Raw genomic sequence first — 18,031 nt, 5'->3', positions numbered from 1 at the left:
GATTGATCTCATGCCTCAGCCCCGGCTCTCGACCTTCCCGAAGATCCGTCGGGCGCTGCGCTTCTACCAGATCACGAGCGTCGTCACGGGCATCGGCCTGCTGCTGCTCGTCGCCGAGATGGTGCTGAAGTACACGCCCCTGCACCTTGAGCTCTACCTGGGCGGATCCGGCGGCTTCCTGTGGTTCGCCCCCGTGATTCCCGCCGGCGACTGCCTCTGGTACTCGCAGTTCGCGATGGGCGCCGGCGGCTGCGAGATCGTCTCGACCGGTGACGGGCTGAACCTCTCGCTCGGCATCCTCATCGTGCACGGCTGGTTCTACGTCGTCTACCTCGCGAGCATCTTCTGGCTGTGGAGCCTCATGCGCTGGCGCTTCGGGCGCTTTCTCGCGCTCGCCGGCGGCGGCGTCGTTCCGCTCCTGTCGTTCATCATGGAGTCCATCGTCGCCCGTGAGGTGAAGGACTACCTCGCCGGCCGCGAAGAGCGCGCCGCCGAGAAGCGCGCGGCGAAACTCGGCGCGTCCGTATCGACCCCCACCACCCCTTCCGAGGAGCCCACCCCGTGAGCACCGACACCGCCCAGCGCCCGGTTCTCGTCGTCGATTTCGGCGCACAGTACGCCCAATTGATCGCACGTCGCGTGCGCGAAGCGGGTGTGTTCAGCGAGCTCGTGCCGCACAGCATCACGCCCGACGAGGTCCGACAGAAGAACCCCGTCGCGATCATCCTCTCGGGTGGACCGCGCTCGGTGTATGCCGAGGGGGCACCGGAGTTCGACACGAGCGTGTTCGACCTCGGGATCCCGACGCTCGGCATCTGCTACGGCTTCCAGGTGATGGCGAAGGCGCTCGGTGGCGAGGTCGCCGAGACCGGACAGCGCGAGTACGGGGCGACCGACGCGACGCTCGCCGGAGACGGCGGCGTGCTGCTCGCCGGCACCCCGGCCGCGCAGACCGTGTGGATGAGCCACGGCGACGCCGTCGTGACCGCGCCGGACGGCTTCGAGGTGCTCGCGCAGACTGAGGCCACGCCGGTCGCGGCGTTCGGTAACGCCGACACCTGCTTCTATGGCGTGCAGTGGCACCCTGAGGTCAAACACTCCGACCACGGGCAGCGGATCATCGAGAACTTCCTCCACAAGGCCGTCGGCCTCCCCGCGAGCTGGAACAGCGAATCCGTCATCGACGAACAGGTCGCGAGGATCCGCGAGCAGGTCGGGTCCGCGCGCGTCATCTCCGCCCTATCGGGCGGCGTCGACTCCGCGGTGTCGACCGCACTCGTGCACCGCGCGATCGGCGACCAGCTCACGGCGGTGTTCGTCGACCATGGTCTCCTCCGCAAGGGCGAGCGCGAGCAGGTCGAGAACGACTACGTCGCATCGACCGGCGTCAGACTCGTCACCGTCGATGCCGCCGACACATTCCTCGGCCACCTCGCCGGCATCACGGATCCGGAGACCAAGCGCAAGACCATCGGTCGTGAGTTCATCCGCGCGTTCGAGCAGGCCCAGCGCGATCTCGTGGCTGAGGCGAAGGCCGAGGGTGAGCCCGTCAAGTTCCTCGTGCAGGGCACCCTGTACCCGGACGTCGTCGAGTCCGGCGGCGGAGCCGGCACCGCGAACATCAAGAGCCACCACAACGTCGGCGGGCTTCCCGACGACCTCGATTTCGACCTCATCGAGCCGCTGCGCACCCTGTTCAAGGACGAGGTGCGCGAGATCGGGCGCGAGCTCGGTCTCCCCGAGGCGATCGTGGGCCGTCAGCCCTTCCCGGGCCCCGGGCTCGGGATCCGCATCATCGGCGAGGTGACGCGCGAGCGGCTCGAGATTCTCCGTGACGCTGACGCGATCGCGCGGGCCGAGCTGACCGCAGCGGGCCTCGACGGCGAGATCTGGCAGTGCCCCGTGGTGCTGCTGGCGGACGTCCGGAGCGTCGGCGTGCAGGGTGACGGGCGCACCTACGGTCACCCCGTCGTGCTGCGCCCCGTCTCGAGCGAGGACGCGATGACCGCCGACTGGACGCGACTGCCGTACGACGTGCTGGCGCGCATCTCGAACCGCATCACAAACGAGGTCGCCGAGATCAACCGCGTCACCCTGGACGTCACGTCGAAGCCGCCCGCGACCATCGAGTGGGAGTAGCTCCCACCCGACGCTCCATATGACGCAAATGCACCTTCCGCCCCGGCGGGAAGGTGCATTTGCGTCATATGGGCGGGGATCGCGGTCAGCGGCGGCGCCAGCGGAGCGCGGTCGTCGCCATGTAGACCGACATCGCGCCACCGAACAGCACGAACGTCACCGGCAGCGAGGTCGCGGCGATCGCTCCGAACGCGGCCGTCGCGGCCGGCATGAGGCCATCGTCGCCGAGTTTCTGGATCGAGACGACGCGACCGATCCCGTCGGCGGCGATCGTGCGCATGAACAGGGCGGCGAGGAGCGTCGATGCGGCACCCGCGGTCAGTCCGATCACGGCGCACGTCGCGAAGGCGGCCGGAACGATTCCGATGGCGAAGGACGCGACGGCGAGACCCTGGACGACGAGCAGCACGAAGCCGACGAGCGCGGGGCGCGTGGGCTTGAACCGTACGAAGACGAGCGCGCCCACCATCGCGCCGACGCCGAATGTCGCCTCGAGAGCGCCGAGGGTGGCGGATCCGGCTCCCATGTACTTCACGAGCAGCGCGAGCCCGACGCTCATCGCGGGCGAGACGCAGAGGTTGAGCCCGAGCAGCGACAGCACGAGCGTGCGCGCCAGTTCGTCACGCCGGAGGTAGCGGAAGCCGCCAGCGATCGCGCGAAGCATCGGCTCGGGCGGTGCCGGAGTGCGGGGATACCTCGCGCGCAGGACGAAGACGAGGTAGACGATCACGCCGACGTAGGCGACGGCGTTCGCGGCCGCGGCGGCGGCGAGGCCGCCCCACGCCACGAGGACTCCGCCGGACGCCGCGCCGAGCATGTGCCCGATCCGCGACGCCGTCTGGCCGACGCCCGCGATCGCCGCGAAGTCCTCCTCGCGGACGAGTTGCCGCGTCAGCGAGGTGCTGGACGGTTCGAAGATCGCGTCGCAGATGCCGAACGCGATCGCGACGGCGAACAGGAGCGGCAACGTCTCGCCGGAGACGTTGATGGCGACCAGCGTGGCGATGAGGACGCCGACGCGCGCGACCGTTGTGGCGATCATGAGGAGCCGTGGATCCCAGCGATCAGCCAGCACCCCACCGACGAGCAGCGCGATGGCCCGCGGAATCGTTCCTGCGGTGATCACGAGTCCGGCGATCGCGGGAGAGGCAGCGGTAACGGCCGACCAGGCGATCGCGAGGATCCAAGCGGCGTCGCCGGCATCGGAGATCGCCTTCAGGAGGATCCAGCCGTGGACGGCGCGATCGCGATGGAACGGGGGAGCGACGGTAGTCATACGAGCACGCTAAGCGCGCCGCGCGCATTCGAAAAGACTTCTTGTATAAATTCATGGCGACCGGACGGTGGCACCGCCCAGGGCCGTCACAGTAGGGGGAAGGCGTGGAGGAACATGCGCACGGCCGCGCGGTCCGCGCCGTCGTCGTCATCGATGCCCTCGCGCCAGGCGCGGATGGTGGAGGCGATGGCGTCGCCGAGGGCGAGTAGCTCCTCCGGCGTCGCGCGCAGAACGTAATCGTAGCTGTGGGCTGCCTGTCGCCACGCCTCGGGTGCGTGCGGCGCCCGGCGCTTCCATTCGGCAAGTCGATCGACCTGGTACTGGATGTTCGCGCGCTCCATGTCGCGGGCGACCGCCTGGGCGGATCCGTCTTCGGCGAAGTCGTCGACCGACCAGCTGACCGACTTCGGGACGTTGCGCCACCAACTGGTGCGGCCGTCGGTTCTCAGATCAGCGGCGCGTTCGACGAGGGCCTCGCGCTCCAGCATCCGGAGGTGATGACTGACGCTCCCGACCTGCAGGCCGAGAGTGGCCGCGATATCGCCGACGCGAGAGGGGCCGTGCGCCGTGAGGTGATCGATGATGCGGCGCCGGTCCGGATGGAGGAACACGCGCAGGGTGTCGATGGAGGCCATGCGGCGACGGTAAGCCCGAGATGGGAATTCTACAAGTCAGCTTGAGTAAGAACCCGCGCGCGGCGCGGGAGGCTCCTTCGACGTCACGTAACTCGGAGATCTCACGAAACTCGGGCCGAATCTGCGGATCCGCCCGCGGTTCGTGAGATCTCCGCATTTCGTCGCGCGCAAAAAGGCCCGCTCCGAAGAGCGGGCCTTTTTGACGGTGCGACTCAGTCGCCGCGCATGATCGCGAGCATCCGCAGGATCTCGATGTAGATGAAGACGACCGTCGCCATGATGCCGAACGCCGCGGTCCACGCCAGCTTCGCGGGGGCGCCATTGCGCACGCCGCGCTGCACCGCGTCGAAGTCGAGCACGAGCATGTAGGCGCCCATGAGCACGACGACCACGCCGAGGATCAGGCCGAGCGGGATGCCGAAGACCTCCATCGAGCGCAGACCGAAGGCCATCTCCCCGGGCAGCACGCCGAACATCATCAGGCCGATGTTGAGCAGGGAGAACACGGCGTAGCCGACGAGCGCGATCAGCACGATCTTGGTCATCTTCGCGGACGCGCGGATCTTGCCGCTGGCGAAGAGGGCGAGCGTCGTGCCGATGACGGCGATCGATGCGAGGGCCGCCTGCATGACGATGCCCGGCCAGACCATCTCGAAGAACGCCGAGATGCCGCCGACGAAGAGTCCCTCCGCCACGGCGTAGGCCACGGCGAGGCCAGCGGGAGCGATCTTGCGGCGCATCCCGAAGGCGTAGACGAGGCTGATGACGAGCGTGCCGATGGCGCCGACGATCGCGGGGATCAGGTTGACGTTGCCGGTGCGCAGCGCCTCGATCGGGGAGAAGTTGCCGCCGAGCGTGATGAACCAGCTCACGGCGCCGACGGCGAGCATGATCGCGAACAGGACCGCCGTCTTGACGATCGTGTCCTCGTACGTCATGCGGCCCGTCTGCGGCGTTCCCGCGGACGGGGCGGCGTACATGCCCTCGATGTGGGCCTGTTCGCCAGCGGACGGCGCCTGCGCGGGCTGCGGAGCGAGCGGCGTGGCGTATGCGCCCTGGGACGCGCCACGCTCGTTCGAGAAGTAAGGGTTATTGAATCCGGTGCTGGCCATTGCTGCGGTCACACTCCTGATCTGCCGGTCGCGTTTCGCGATTCGTCAAGCGTATCCGCCAATTACTATGTCTCGGCTGTATTCCGGTGGATTCGCGCGTCGCGCTCGTACGCTGGAGCGATGATCGCGATCATCGGCCACCGAGGTGCTCCCGGACACCTGCCGGAGCACACGCGCGGGTCCTATCTGCTGGCGATCGCGCAGGGTGTCGACGCGATCGAACCGGATGTCGTGGCCACGCGCGACGGGGTGCTCGTCGTGCGGCACGAGAATGACATCTCGTCGACCACCGACGTTTCGTCGCGTCCGGAATATGCCGACCGCCGCACCCGCAAGGTGATCGACGGGCGCACCACTGACGGCTGGTTCACCGACGACTTCACGTGGGACGAGCTGCGCACGCTGCGAGCGCGCGAGCGGATCCCCGAGATTCGCCCCACGAGCGCGGCTCACGATAACGACGAACCGATCCTCGCGCTCCCGGAGGTCCTCACGCTCGCGCGCGACGGTGGTGTCGGCGTGGTCGTCGAGCTCAAGCACGCGACGTACTTCGCGTCGATCGGTATCGATCTGGCTGCTCTCGTCGCGCGCGACATACGCGCAAGCGGGTGGGACGGCGATCCCGCGCTCGTGATCGAGGCCTTTGAGCAGAGCGCGCTCGAGCGCGTGCGCGAGGAGGGGATCCGCGCACGATACGTCTATCTCATCGAGCGCACGGGATCGCCCGCCGATCGCATCGCACGCGACGGACGGGCCGCCCCGACGTATCGGGACCAGTTCGGCGCGCCCGCCGTGCTCGCCCCCGCCGTCGACGGCGTGAGCGTGCACAAGCACCTCCTCCTCGCCGCGAACGGCGCCGAGCTTGCCGCCCGCGTCCGCGACGCGGGGCTCGAGCTGTTCACCTGGACGTGCCGCCCCGAGAACGCCTTCCTCGAACGCCGCTTCCGGGGCCCAGGTGGGCGCACGGCGCACGGCCGATGGCGCGAGGAATGGCGCGAACTGCGCGACGTCGGCGCGACGGCGCTGTTCGCCGACCACCCCGATCTCGCGCGCGAGCTGTTCCCGCGAGAGTGATTACTGGGCGTCGTCCCAGAGGTTGGCGACGGCGTGGGCTGTGCCGCCCTGTCCCGGGCCGAGCAGGAAGATATCGCGCACCTGGCTCTCGGCGTCGATTGCATCGCCCGTCCCGATCAGATCGGCGAGGCGCTCGAAGTCGCTCGTCAGCGCCGCCGCGTCCTTGACGAGCGGGAACGTGCCGCGCAGGTTGCGCGTCATGTGCAGCCAGCTGTCGGAGATCGTCGCGGCGTAGACGGAGTTGCCGCTGTGCTCGGCGATGTAGTCGTTCAGCGTGCTGTAGGCGGCGTATGCGCTCTTCGGATCCGTGGCGAGCGCGCGTGCGATCTCGCGAGTCAGGTCCGAGGCATGAGCGCGCTCCTCCTCGCTCATCCGCGGGAGAGTGAGGTGCAGGCCGATGCCCAGCTGGTAGCCGATGAACTCGAGCGACTTCGCGGGCATCTCCGGCGTCACGTCGGTGACGCGCGTGTACCGGCTCGCCACCATCTCGATCAGGCCCTGCCGCTCGAGGCGTTGCAGCGCTTCGCGAACCGGCATTCGGGAGACGCCGAGGCGGTCGGCGAGTTCGCCGTCGCGCACACGCTGTCCGGGCGCAAGGGTGCCGTCGACAATCGACTCGCACAGACGTTCATACACGACATCGGCGAGACGTTTGGTCTCCGCCATCACCGGCTTCTCATCGCTCAGCACCGTTTTTCCCCCTGCTCGGTGTTCGGTCTCGATCCCGTAACTTTATACAGACGACCCTGACTGTCATCTCCAGAATTCGGTAGTTGGCAGGAAACTCACGCCAAGCGCTCGTTCGTCCGAGGTCTCTCCTAAGCTTGCAGGAGCCATGGCACATCCTCACGACGCACCCCTCGTTCCGACCGATCGCGACCCCTTACTCGACGGCCTCAATGAGCCGCAGCGCGAGGCGGTGCTCCATCGCGGTCCCGCTCTGCTCATCGTCGCGGGTGCCGGATCCGGCAAGACCCGCGTGCTGACGCACCGCATCGCGTCACTGCTGCGTTCCCGCGAGGCCTGGCCAAGCCAGATCCTCGCGATCACGTTCACGAACAAGGCCGCGGGCGAGATGCGCGAGCGTGTCGAGGAGCTCGTGGGTGAGCAGGCGAAGGGGATGTGGATCTCGACGTTCCACTCGGCGTGCGTGCGCATCCTGCGTCGCGAGGCCGAGCAATTCGGCTTCACCAAAGCATTCACGATCTACGACTCGGGCGATGTCCGGGCCCTCATGAAGCGGCTGGTGAAAGAGCATGAGGCTGACGCCTACGGTCTCACGCCGGCGTCGACACAGGCGCGGATCTCGATGCTGAAGAACGAGCTGCAGGATGCCGACGCGTACGCGCGTCAGGCGAACATGACGGATCCAGCTGAACGGGTCTTCGTCGAGATCTTCCAGGACTACACGCGCCGACTGCGCCAGGCGAACGCGTTCGATTTCGACGATCTGCTCGCGCAGACGGTCTATCTGTTCCGGGCGTTTCCGCAGGTCGCCGACGTGTACCGTCGGCGCTTCCGGCACATCCTCGTCGACGAGTACCAGGACACGAACCACGCGCAGTACCAGCTCATCCGCGAACTGACGAAGCCGGCCTCCGGCGAGGGCGTCGACGTCGGCGACGGAATGATCGCGCTGATTCCGGACGCGGCCGAGGCCGGCGCCTCCCTCACCGTGGTGGGAGATTCCGACCAGTCGATTTACGCCTTCCGCGGCGCCGACATCCGCAACATCACGGAGTTCGAGCGCGACTTCCCCGGCGCGCGGGTGGTGCTCCTCGAACAGAACTACCGGTCGAGTCAGAACATCCTCGACGCGGCGAACGCGGTCATCAGCAATAACTTCGACCGCAAGGACAAGAAGCTGTGGACTGACCAGGGCGCAGGGCACACGGTCATCGGCTTCACCGGATACTCGCAACACGACGAGGCGCAGTTCGTCGCCGATGAGATCGAGTCTCTCCGCTCCAGCAGTGTCGGCTACGACGACATCGCCGTGTTCTACCGCACGAACTCGCAGTCGCGAGCGCTGGAGGAGATCTTCATCCGCTCGGCGATCCCGTACCGGATCATGGGCGGCACGAAGTTCTACGACCGTGCCGAGATCAAGGACGCGCTCGCGTACCTCGTCGCCGTGGTCAACCCCGCCGACGAGATGGCGGTTCGTCGCATCCTCAACAAGCCGAAGCGGGGCATCGGCGCGGTGACCGAGACGAACATCGCGCGATTCGCCGCAGACAACGACCTCACGTTCCGCGACGCACTGGCGCACGCGGGGGAGATCGGGCTCGGGCCGAAGCAGCAGAAGGTCCTCGACCATCTCGACGCGGTGCTGCGCGAAGCACAGGAGATCCTGTTGCCGGCGTCCGGGGACGACGCGCCGCCGAGCGCCGTCGCCGAGGGCATGCAGGTGCTGCTGAACCGCTCGGGTTACCTCGATGCGCTGCGGCAGTCGCAGGATCCTCAGGACGAGGCGCGCGTCGAGAACCTCGACGAGCTCGTCGCGGTGACCCGCGAATTCGCACGGAACAACCCCGACGGCACGGTGATCGACTTCCTCACGGAGGTCGCGCTCGTCGCCGACAGCGACAACCTCGACGATGCGTCGGGCACGGTCTCCCTCATGACCCTGCACACCGCCAAGGGCCTCGAGTTCGACACGGTCTTCCTGACCGGTGTCGAAGAGGATCTGATCCCGCACCGCATCTCGGCGGGCGAGCCCGGCGGTCCGCAGGAGGAGCGACGTCTGTTCTACGTGGGCATCACGCGGGCGCGGCAGCGGCTCTTCCTCTCGCTCGCGATGACGCGTGCGCAGTTCGGCGAGGTCTCGGTCGCGATGCCGAGCCGCTTCCTCCAGGAGATCCCGGCGGGTCTGGTCGACTGGCGACAGTCTCCGGGCGACGTGAACTCACGCGGCGGCATGCGCTCCCGCGCGCTCAACGCGACGGCCCCGCGGGAGAACCGGTGGGGTGTCAAACCGCTCGAACCTTCGCGATCGAAGGCGTCGTTGGCGGAGTTCACCAACCGCGTCACCGGCAAGGTGCGCGACAACGGCGACCTCGAGCTCGACCCGGGGGACCGGATCCGTCACGACGACTTCGGGGAGGGCGTCGTCGACGCGATCACGGGGCAGGGGGCGAAGCGCATCGCCCACGTCCGTTTCGATTCCGCCGGCGCGAAGAAGCTCCTCATCAAGGTCGCGCCGATCGAGAAGCTGTAACGGCCCGCCCTCCGCGCCTCCCGTACGCTGGGGGCATGGGTCTTTTCTCGCGCAAGAAGAAGTCCGATCGCAGCGATGACGCCGCCGCGGCGCCGCAGTCGGAGGAATCTGCGGCCCCGCAGGACACCACGAGCGACGCCCCCGCCGCGGAGAGCGTGCCCGAGGTGAACATCTCCTTCTCCGCCTACCAGGGCGTCGGCGCCGAATCGGGGCCGGAGGTGCAGTCTCCGGAGCAGAAGCGTGCCGAAGACGCGAAGCGTGCACAGGAAGCGCAGGCTGCGGCGCAGGACGGACCGCAGGCGGCGACTCGCCCGAGCGGATCCGCGCCGACGCCCGAGGGGGGCCGTCCCGTGCCGCCGCGTGAGCTGCCGTTCGCACCGGCCGCTCCGCCGACAGAGCTGGAGACGGTCAAGGGACTGCGCGACAACGGCCTCGTGCGCGACGCGCTCGCCGCGCTGCCGGAGAAGCCGCAACCGCAGCAACTCCTCGGCGTCGCGCGACAGCTGCTGCAGGGCCATGTGTTCCTGCGCGTCGACGGTGACGTGCGCGAGCAGATGCAGGAGAAGGGCAGCGCCCAGCTGAAGTTCGGTGTCGCGCGCACGGCCGACAAGACCTACATGCTCGTGTTCAGCTCCGGGCGCGCATTGAGCAAGGCCGTTCAGGGCGACGGGAACACGCAGACATCGGCGATCGCGCAGCCCGTGCCCCAGATCCTCGCGCACATGGTCGACAACGACTTCGACGGCATCATCATCGACAACGCGTCGGGTCAGAACCGCATCGTGCTCCCGCGCGAGGTCCTCGAGCGCGCCCGCGAGCAGGCGGATCCGCAGCTGCGCGTCAAGACTGCGCTCGCCCAGCCGCGCGACACCGAGACGCCGAAGAAGATCGTCGAGATCCTCGGCCAGCGCCCCCCGCTGTGGGTCGCCGTCGGTCCGTCGCCGCAGGACGAGACGAAGATGGGCATCGCGGAGGCGCGTCTCGCGAACGGCACCCGTCTGCTGCAGGTGTATTCGCACCCGCTCGAGGTCGTCGCCCAGGGGCGCAGCGAACGCGCGATGCCGTTCGGCATCGAGAAGGTCGCGAAGCTGCTGACGGATCACGCGGAGCTCGGCGGGATCCTCCTCGATCCCGCGGGCCCGCTGATGACGCTGACGCGCGACGAACTCACGCCGGTCATGCCGCTCGCGTCGGAGGCAGACCCCATCACCGAGGGTCCGTCCTCGACCGACCAGTAGGAGACGCCCCTAGACGAACGCCCCGACGCCGGTGACGTCGCGGCCGATGAGCAGCGCCTGCACGCTCTCCGTGCCCTCGTAGGTGTGAATCGCCTCGATGTCGACGAGGTGCTGCATGACGCGATTCTCGAGCAGGATCCCGTTGCCGCCCAGGAGGTCGCGGGCGTCGCGAGCGATGTCGCGTGCGGCTCGGGTGTTGGTGTACTTCGCGAGCGACGCCTGCGTCGGGCGCAGGTCGCCCGTTGCTTCGAGGTCGGCGAGTCGGCGACAGTAGAGCTGCATTGCGGTCAGCTGCGAGAGCATCCGCGTCAGTCGCTCCTGCACGAGCTGGAACGCGGCGAGCGGTTTGCCGAATTGCGTGCGTTCGCCCGCGTACTGGAGCGCGGCCTCATAGCACGCGGTTGCGTGGCCGAGCGCCGACCACGCGACGCCGGATCGCGTCGCGTACAGCACGCGGGACGTGTCCGCGAATGAGTGCGCGCCCGGCAGACGCGCGTCGAGCGGCACGCGCACGTCGTCGAGCACAATGCGCGCCTGGTGGATCGCGCGAAGCGACACCTTGCCCTCGATGACCTCCCCGCGATAGCCCGGCGTCTCCTGCGGGACGAGGAAGCAGCACACGCGACCGTCATCGGGATCCGATGGATCGACGAGCCGCGCCCAGACGAAGGTGATCCCGCCCGAGGCGCCGTTGCCGATCCACTTCTTCGCGCCGCGGAGCACCCAGGCGTCGCCCTCGCGCGTCGCGCTCGTCTCGAGACCGGTCGAGTCGCTGCCGTGATCTGGCTCGGTGAGCGCGAACGACCCGGGCACCTCACCGCTGTCGAGCCGTGCGAGCCATGCGTCCTTCTGTGCGTCGCTCCCGAACAGCGCGAGGGTCCGCAGCGCGAGTCCGCCCTGCACCGCGAGGATCGTCCCGAGGGAGCCATCGCCGCGGGAGAGCTCCATGTTCACGAGCCCCGCTGCGAGGGGCGAGAGGTGCGTGAGCCCCTCGTGCTCGACGCCGTCCGACATCACGTCGTGTCGGCCGAGAGCCTCGAGGACCTGTTCGTGCGGGTAGGCGGCGGTCTCCCACGCCGCGAGCAGGTCGTCGGCGACCTCACGCACGACGGCCCGGGCACGTTCCCACGCGTCGAGGTCGGCGCCGGCGACGTCATCGAAGACGCCGTAGTAGTCGGTGTCGAGGGGAGAGGTCACGGAATAGGAGCGCACGCGCTCGCCGGGAAACGTCTCATCTGCCATGCCGCCACGCTAGGAGCTGGAGCGCCGAGAGCGCGATGTGTTTGTCGTGCGCCCACAGTCGGTAGACTGAAGAACGGATCTTTTCGGAGGGCTGTCTCACATGATGTTCATACTGTCGCTGATCCTCTTCATCGGCGGCCTGTTCCTCTTCGGCGTCGCATTCGTCGCGCCGGCTTTCAACGGGCTCATCTTCACGCTCGGAATCCTCGCCGTGTGCCTCGCGATGGCGATTCCGATGTTCCGTAGCCAGTGGCGAACGAACCACAACAAGTAGATAGAAGGTAAAGCAAGGTGGATCTGTACGAGTACCAGGCACGAGACCTTTTCGAGAAGTACGGGGTGCCGGTGCTCGCCGGTATCGTCGCCGATACCCCCGAGGAAGCGAAGGCGGCCGCGGAGAAGCTCGGCGGCGTCGTTGTCGTCAAGGCCCAGGTCAAGATCGGCGGCCGCGGTAAGGCCGGCGGTGTGAAGGTCGCGAAGAACGCCGACGAGGCCTACGAGGCCGCACAGGCGATCCTCGGTCTCGACATCAAGGGGCACGTCGTGCGCCGCGTCATGGTGGCCGCGGGGGCGAACATCGACCGCGAGTTCTACTTCTCCGTGCTCCTCGACCGTGCCAACCGCTCTTACCTGTCGCTGTGCAGCGTCGAGGGGGGCATGGAGATCGAGCAGCTCGCCGTCGAGAAGCCGGAGGCGCTCGCACGGATCGAGGTCGACCCGCTGACGGGCATCGACAAGCAGAAGGCGCTCGAGATCGCGAAGGCGGCGAACTTCCCCGCCGAGCTGATCGAGAAGGTCTCCGACGCGTTCGTGAAGCTCTACGAGGTCTACACCGGCGAGGACGCCACCCTCGTCGAGGTCAACCCGCTGGTCCTGACTGCTGAGGGCGACATCATCGCGCTCGACGGCAAGGTGTCGCTCGATGAGAACGCCTCGGAGGTGCGCCACCCGGAGCACGCCGAGCTCGAGGACAAGGGCGCGGCCGACCCGCTCGAGGCGAAGGCCAAGGCGGCCGGCCTCAACTACGTCAAGCTCGACGGCGAGGTCGGCGTCATCGGCAACGGTGCAGGTCTCGTGATGTCGACGCTCGACGTCACCGCATACGCGGGAGAGAACCACGGCGGCGTGAAGCCGGCGAACTTCCTCGACATCGGCGGCGGCGCCAACGCACAGGTCATGGCCAGCGGCCTCGACGTGATCCTCGGCGACCCGCAGGTCAAGAGCGTCTTCGTGAACGTCTTCGGCGGCATTACCAGCTGCGTCGCGGTCGCAGAGGGCATCGTGAAGGCCCTCGAGATCCTCGGCGACGCGGCGTCCAAGCCGCTCGTCGTGCGCCTCGACGGCAACCAGGTCGAGGAGGGGCGTGCGATCCTCGCCCAGGCGAACCACCCGCTCGTCACCCTGGCCGCAGGCATGGACGAAGGCGCCGACAAGGCCGCCCAGCTGGCGAACGCGTGAGATAAGGACTTATTCGATGTCGATCTACCTCAACAAGGATTCCAAGGTCATCGTCCAGGGCATCACCGGCGGTGAGGGCAGCAAGCACACCGCCCTGATGCTCAAGGCGGGGACGAACGTCGTCGGCGGCGTGAACGCGCGCAAGGCCGGCACGACCGTGACACACGAGAAGCCCGGTGCGGGCGAAGTCCAGCTGCCGGTGTTCGCCTCCGTCAGCGAGGCGATGGAGGCGACGGGCGCCGACGTGTCGGTCGCCTTCGTGCCGCCGAAGTTCACCAAGGACGCGATGATCGAGGCCATCGACGCCGAGATCCCGCTCCTCGTCGTCATCACCGAGGGCGTTCCCGTCGGCGACGCCGCAGAGGCCTGGGCGCACGCCAAGAGCAAGGGCGGCACGACGCGCATCATCGGTCCGAACTGCCCGGGCATCATCACTCCCGGGGAGGCGCTCGCCGGCATCACGCCCGCGAACATCACGGGTAAGGGGCCGATCGGCCTCGTCTCGAAGTCGGGCACGCTGACGTACCAGATGATGTTCGAGCTGAACGACTTCGGCTTCTCGACGGCGATCGGCATCGGCGGCGACCCGGTCATCGGAACGACGCACATCGATGCGCTCGAGGCGTTCGAGAACGACCCCGAGACGAAGGCGATCGTGATGATCGGCGAGATCGGCGGCGACGCTGAGGAGCGTGCCGCGGAGTACATCAAGGACAACGTCACCAAGCCGGTCGTGGGCTACGTGGCCGGCTTCACCGCCCCCGAAGGCAAGACGATGGGGCACGCCGGTGCGATCGTCTCCGGATCGGCGGGCACGGCGTCCGCGAAGAAGGAAGCCCTCGAGGCCGCCGGCGTCAAGGTCGGCAAGACCCCGAGCGAGACGGCTCAGCTCATGCGGGAGATCCTGCAGGCGAGCTGACCGACGCGCGAAGGGGCTCCGGCGGAACATCCGCCGGAGCCCCTTCGCGTTCCTTTCCCGATCCCACCCCGACGTCGACCAAGTGCGCCGACGCCGGGGTGGGATCACCGGATCCGCAGTCTGCTCCCGGTAGCCTCATACGCCTATGCACCGTGTCCTCGTCGCCGTCCTGGCCGCCGTCGACGCGCTCGTCGCGGCTGCGGTCGGGCTCGTCGCGGTCCTCGCGCCGTTCACTCTCCTGTGGATTGCCGCGTTCGGCGATGTCGACGCGTGGGATGCGCTGTGGCCCGCGACCGCGCGCGTCTGGCAGCTCGGACACCTCGTGCCGGTGCACCTCGACCTCGGCGATTCCGCGAGTCTGCTCGGCGTGCCCGATCGGGGCGCCACGTTCTGGGTGAGCATCGCACCGCTGCTCTTCGCCTGTTTCACCCTCATCTTCGCCGCCCGTTCGGGGGCGCGAGCGGCGGGGTCCGGCGCGCCGATCATCGGCGTCGTGACCGGGACCGCGGTCATCGCGCTCATCTCCGGGGTGGTGGCCGTCACGAGCGCCAACCCCGTGGCGTCGATCACCACCTGGCAGGGGATCGTGCTCCCCACCGCTGTGTATGTTGTGGGCGCCGCGACGGGTGCGGTCCGTGCGGCGTGGCGCGATGGCGACGACGGCGTCATCGACCGGATCCACGATGTGGTCGACGGCTGGAGTCCCGCGTGGCGCGTGGCGCCGACGCTCGTCGTTCGTGGAACGGCCACGGTCGTCGTCGGACTCGTCGGAGCGGCTGCCCTGTTGCTCGCTGTCCTCATCGCCCTCCGCGGCGGCGAGGTCATCAACCTCTTCGAACGGGCGCACGTGGACCTCGTGGGCGTGACGACGCTCACCCTCGCCCAGCTCGCCTACCTCCCGACCTTCATCGCGTGGGGGATCGCGTGGATCGCGGGCCCCGGCTTCGCGATCGGCGCCGACACCGCCATCTCGCCGTCGGGGACGTCGCTGGGCGTGCTGCCGGGCGTACCGATGTTCGGCATCATCCCGGAGGGCGGATCCGGCTGGATGCTGCTCATCGTGCTCGTCCCGGTCGCGTTCGGCGCGCTCGCCGGATGGATCGCGCGGCGCTCGTACGCCGAAGAATGGGCGTTTGATGGCGACGGCGAGGAGCGCTTCGCGCCGCGCGTCGTCATCGCGGTCGGCATCGCCGTCTGCTCGGGCGCACTCGCCGCGCTCATCGCCGCCGTCTCGGCCGGATCCATGGGGCCTGAGCGCCTGGCCGTGGTGGGCGCTGACCCCGGGCCCGTCGCGCTCACCGTCGGGATCGAGGTGCTCGTGGGCGCCGCGATCCTGCTGCTCGCGCCCGTGCGGCGCCCGCTGACGTGGGACGATCTCTCTGACGATGAGGCGGACGATGCCGACGAACCGGCCCCGGAGGGCGGAGTACGCAGCGCCCCCTAGACTGGACGTGTGCTGAAAGTCGCGGTCCTCATCTCGGGCGCCGGTTCCAACCTGCGTGCCTTTCTCGAGACGGTGTCTGAGTCGACCTTTCCGGCGCGTGTGGTGGCGGTCGGGGCCGACCGCGACGCCGACGGCCTTTCTCACGCCACGCACTTCGAGGTGCCGACGTTCTCCGTGCCGTTTCGCGACTTCGCCTCGCGGGACGAATGGGGCGCCGCGCTGGCCGCGCAGCTTCGCACGTATGCGCCCGACCTGATCGTGCTGAGCGGGTTGATGCGCCTGCTGCCGCAGGCTGTCGTCGACGAGTTCGCCCCGCGCATCGTCAACACACACCCCGCCTACCTCCCCGAGTTCCCGGGAGCGCACGGCGTGCGCGACGCACTCGCCGCCGGCGCCGTCGAGACCGGGGCGAGCGTCATCCAGGTCGACGGCGGAGTCGACTCGGGACCGATCCTCGCCCAGGAGCGCGTGCCGGTCGAACCCGGTGACACCGAGCCGACGCTGCACGCCCGCATCAAGCCCGTCGAACGCCGCCTCCTCTCCGACGTGGTGCGTCGGATCGCGACCGGCGACCTCATCCTGACCTGACCCCGACATCACAAGGAGATCCCATGGCCGGTCCGAGCAACGACCCTTCGCTCTATCGCCACCGCGACGTGGTTCCGATCAAGCGGGCGCTGGTGTCCGTCAGCGACAAGACCGACCTGCTTCCGCTCGCCGCCGCGCTCGCGGGCGCGGGCGTCGAGATCATCTCGACCGGTTCCACCGCTGCGAAGATCCGCTCAGCGGGCCACGACGTCACCGACGTCGCTGAGGTGACCGGCGTGCCCGAGATGCTCGACGGGCGTGTCAAGACGCTGCACCCGAACGTGCATGGTGCGCTGCTGGGCGACCTGCGCCTCGAGCACCACGAGTCTCAGCTGAACGACCTCGGCATCGAGCCGTTCCAGCTCGTCGTCGTCAACCTCTATCCGTTCGTCGAGACGGTGCAGTCCGGTGCCGAGGGCGAAGGCGTCGTCGACCAGATCGACATCGGCGGCCCGGCGATGGTGCGCGCGTCCGCGAAGAACTATGCGAACGTCGCGATCGTCGTGGATCCGTCGTCGTACACCTCGATCATCGACGCGGTGAAGAAGGGCGGCACGTCACTGCAGGAGCGCAAGGAACTCGCCGCGCGGGCGTTCGCACACACCGCCTCCTACGATACCGCCGTCGCGCAGTGGTTCGCGGAGGAGACGATGGAGGGCGAGACCGTCCTTCCCGACCACCTCACGGTTCAGGCCGAGAAGATCGAAGACCTGCGCTACGGCGAGAACGCGCACCAGCGCGCCGCGATTTACACGCGCGTCGGCGGGTACGGCATCGCTCAGGCCGAGCAGCTGCAGGGCAAGCCGATGTCGTTCAACAACTACACCGATGCCGATGCCGCGCTCCGTGCGGCGTATGACATGGTCCTGCCGGCCGTGGCGATCATGAAGCACGCCAATCCGTGCGGCATCGCGATCGCCGACCCGAAGGCGCTCGACTCGATCGCGAGCGCGCACCTGCGCGCCCACGAGTGCGACCCGTTGTCGGCGTTCGGCGGCGTGATCGCCGCCAACCGCCCGGTCACGCTGAAGATGGCAGAGAACCTGCGCGACATCTTCACGGAGGTCATCGTCGCTCCTGACTTCGAGCCCGACGCCCTCGAGATGTTCCGGTCCAAGAAGAACCTGCGTCTGCTGAAGCTGCCGTCGAACTGGCAGCAGGAGCGCATGGACATTCGGCTCGTCTCCGGCGGGCTCCTCCTGCAGGATGCCGATCTGTTTCCCGACGACGACTTCGAATCGGTCGCGAAGAACTGGGAGCTCGTCGCGGGTGAGGAGCCAGACATGCCGCTCGCCGACCTCGTCTTCGCCTGGAAGAGCAGCCGTGCGGTCAAGTCGAATGCCATCGTCCTCGCGAAGAACATGGCGACCGTCGGAATCGGCATGGGGCAGGTCAACCGCGTCGACTCCTGTCGCCTCGCCGTGGAGCGCGCCGGCGACCGCGTAGCGGGCACCATCGCCGCGTCCGACGCGTTCTTCCCGTTCTCCGATGGCCCCGAGGTCCTGATGGACGCGGGCGTCAAGGTCATCATCCAGCCCGGTGGGTCCGTGCGGGACGAAGAGACCATCGAACTCGCGAAGTCGCGTGGTGTATCCATGTACTTCACGGGGGAGCGCCACTTCTTCCATTGATCCGCGGCACCACGGGCGACAGCCTTTCAGCATGACGTATGCTGAAAGGCTGTCG

Annotated in this window: 16 protein-coding genes; 11 read left to right on the top strand and 5 right to left on the bottom strand. The window is 68.2% G+C overall.

Translation table 11 applies throughout. The annotated features are described in order from the left end of the window. Nucleotides 1-10: 10 nt before the first annotated feature. Both IEW87_RS13850 and guaA read left to right on the top strand, forming a co-directional pair. Nucleotides 11-565: a DUF3817 domain-containing protein gene (locus tag IEW87_RS13850; protein ID WP_188712984.1), complete on the top strand. Its 555-nt coding sequence runs from the start codon at nt 11-13 to the stop codon at nt 563-565. Further along, on the top strand, nt 562-2,139 hold the full coding sequence (gene guaA, locus IEW87_RS13845; RefSeq protein ID WP_188712983.1) for a glutamine-hydrolyzing GMP synthase: 1,578 nt from the start codon (nt 562-564) through the stop codon (nt 2,137-2,139). The genes IEW87_RS13850 and guaA overlap by 4 nt, the downstream gene beginning before the upstream one ends. A gap of 85 nt (nt 2,140-2,224) precedes the next feature. On the opposite strand, the gene IEW87_RS13840 is transcribed toward guaA, so the two are convergent. From IEW87_RS13840 to IEW87_RS13830, 3 genes are all read right to left on the bottom strand, one after another. Next, nucleotides 2,225-3,415 carry an MFS transporter gene (locus IEW87_RS13840; protein WP_188712982.1) on the bottom strand — a complete coding sequence of 397 codons (1,191 nt, stop codon included), beginning with the start codon at nt 3,413-3,415 and terminating at the stop codon, nt 2,225-2,227. Nucleotides 3,416-3,501: 86 nt separating this feature from the next. Next, nucleotides 3,502-4,050 carry an ArsR/SmtB family transcription factor gene (locus tag IEW87_RS13835; RefSeq protein WP_188712981.1) on the bottom strand — a complete coding sequence of 183 codons (549 nt, stop codon included), beginning with the start codon at nt 4,048-4,050 and terminating at the stop codon, nt 3,502-3,504. 212 nt (nt 4,051-4,262) lie between these two features. Beyond that, on the bottom strand, nt 4,263-5,162 hold the full coding sequence (locus tag IEW87_RS13830; protein ID WP_188713123.1) for a Bax inhibitor-1/YccA family protein: 900 nt from the start codon (nt 5,160-5,162) through the stop codon (nt 4,263-4,265). A gap of 120 nt (nt 5,163-5,282) precedes the next feature. Between IEW87_RS13830 and IEW87_RS13825 the strand changes: the two genes are divergently transcribed. Next, nucleotides 5,283-6,236: a glycerophosphodiester phosphodiesterase family protein gene (locus tag IEW87_RS13825; RefSeq protein ID WP_188712980.1), complete on the top strand. Its 954-nt coding sequence runs from the start codon at nt 5,283-5,285 to the stop codon at nt 6,234-6,236. Here the strand turns inward: IEW87_RS13825 and IEW87_RS13820 are convergent, their stop codons facing one another. After that, nucleotides 6,237-6,902, bottom strand: a complete 666-nt coding sequence (locus IEW87_RS13820) for a GntR family transcriptional regulator (RefSeq protein ID WP_188712979.1) — start codon at nt 6,900-6,902, stop codon at nt 6,237-6,239. It abuts the gene before it with no gap. A gap of 169 nt (nt 6,903-7,071) precedes the next feature. On the opposite strand from IEW87_RS13820, the gene IEW87_RS13815 reads away from it, so the two are divergent. Both IEW87_RS13815 and IEW87_RS13810 read left to right on the top strand, forming a co-directional pair. After that, a complete protein-coding gene (locus tag IEW87_RS13815; protein ID WP_188712978.1) occupies nt 7,072-9,456 on the top strand; it encodes an ATP-dependent helicase in 2,385 nt (794 codons plus the stop codon). A gap of 35 nt (nt 9,457-9,491) precedes the next feature. After that, nucleotides 9,492-10,694: an SseB family protein gene (locus IEW87_RS13810; RefSeq protein ID WP_188712977.1), complete on the top strand. Its 1,203-nt coding sequence runs from the start codon at nt 9,492-9,494 to the stop codon at nt 10,692-10,694. Between the two features lie 9 nt (nt 10,695-10,703). Here the strand turns inward: IEW87_RS13810 and IEW87_RS13805 are convergent, their stop codons facing one another. Then, complete coding sequence (locus tag IEW87_RS13805) at nt 10,704-11,936, bottom strand: acyl-CoA dehydrogenase family protein (protein ID WP_188712976.1); 1,233 nt, start codon at nt 11,934-11,936, stop codon at nt 10,704-10,706. 100 nt (nt 11,937-12,036) lie between these two features. Between IEW87_RS13805 and IEW87_RS13800 the strand changes: the two genes are divergently transcribed. The 6 genes from IEW87_RS13800 (at nt 12,037) to purH (ending at nt 17,976) form a co-directional block, all read left to right on the top strand. Beyond that, nucleotides 12,037-12,210, top strand: coding sequence for a hypothetical protein (locus tag IEW87_RS13800; protein ID WP_188712975.1), 174 nt, complete (start codon nt 12,037-12,039; stop codon nt 12,208-12,210). 17 nt (nt 12,211-12,227) lie between these two features. After that, nucleotides 12,228-13,394 (top strand): ADP-forming succinate--CoA ligase subunit beta, encoded by a 1,167-nt coding sequence (gene sucC / locus IEW87_RS13795; protein ID WP_188712974.1) that lies wholly within the window; start codon nt 12,228-12,230, stop codon nt 13,392-13,394. Nucleotides 13,395-13,410: 16 nt separating this feature from the next. After that, the gene (sucD, locus tag IEW87_RS13790; protein WP_188712973.1) at nt 13,411-14,313 is read left to right on the top strand and encodes a succinate--CoA ligase subunit alpha; all 903 of its coding nucleotides are present in this window, start codon (nt 13,411-13,413) and stop codon (nt 14,311-14,313) included. Between the two features lie 145 nt (nt 14,314-14,458). After that, on the top strand, nt 14,459-15,757 hold the full coding sequence (locus IEW87_RS13785; RefSeq protein ID WP_188712972.1) for a cell division protein PerM: 1,299 nt from the start codon (nt 14,459-14,461) through the stop codon (nt 15,755-15,757). Nucleotides 15,758-15,766: 9 nt separating this feature from the next. Further along, nucleotides 15,767-16,345 (top strand): phosphoribosylglycinamide formyltransferase, encoded by a 579-nt coding sequence (purN, locus tag IEW87_RS13780; protein WP_188712971.1) that lies wholly within the window; start codon nt 15,767-15,769, stop codon nt 16,343-16,345. Between the two features lie 23 nt (nt 16,346-16,368). Next, a complete protein-coding gene (purH, locus tag IEW87_RS13775; protein WP_188712970.1) occupies nt 16,369-17,976 on the top strand; it encodes a bifunctional phosphoribosylaminoimidazolecarboxamide formyltransferase/IMP cyclohydrolase in 1,608 nt (535 codons plus the stop codon). The last annotated feature ends 55 nt before the right edge of the window (nt 17,977-18,031 follow it).

This window comes from Microbacterium faecale, assembly GCF_014640975.1.
Taxonomy (GTDB): Bacteria; Actinomycetota; Actinomycetes; order Actinomycetales; family Microbacteriaceae; genus Microbacterium; species Microbacterium faecale.
This window is presented reverse-complemented; position numbering and strand designations above follow the sequence as displayed.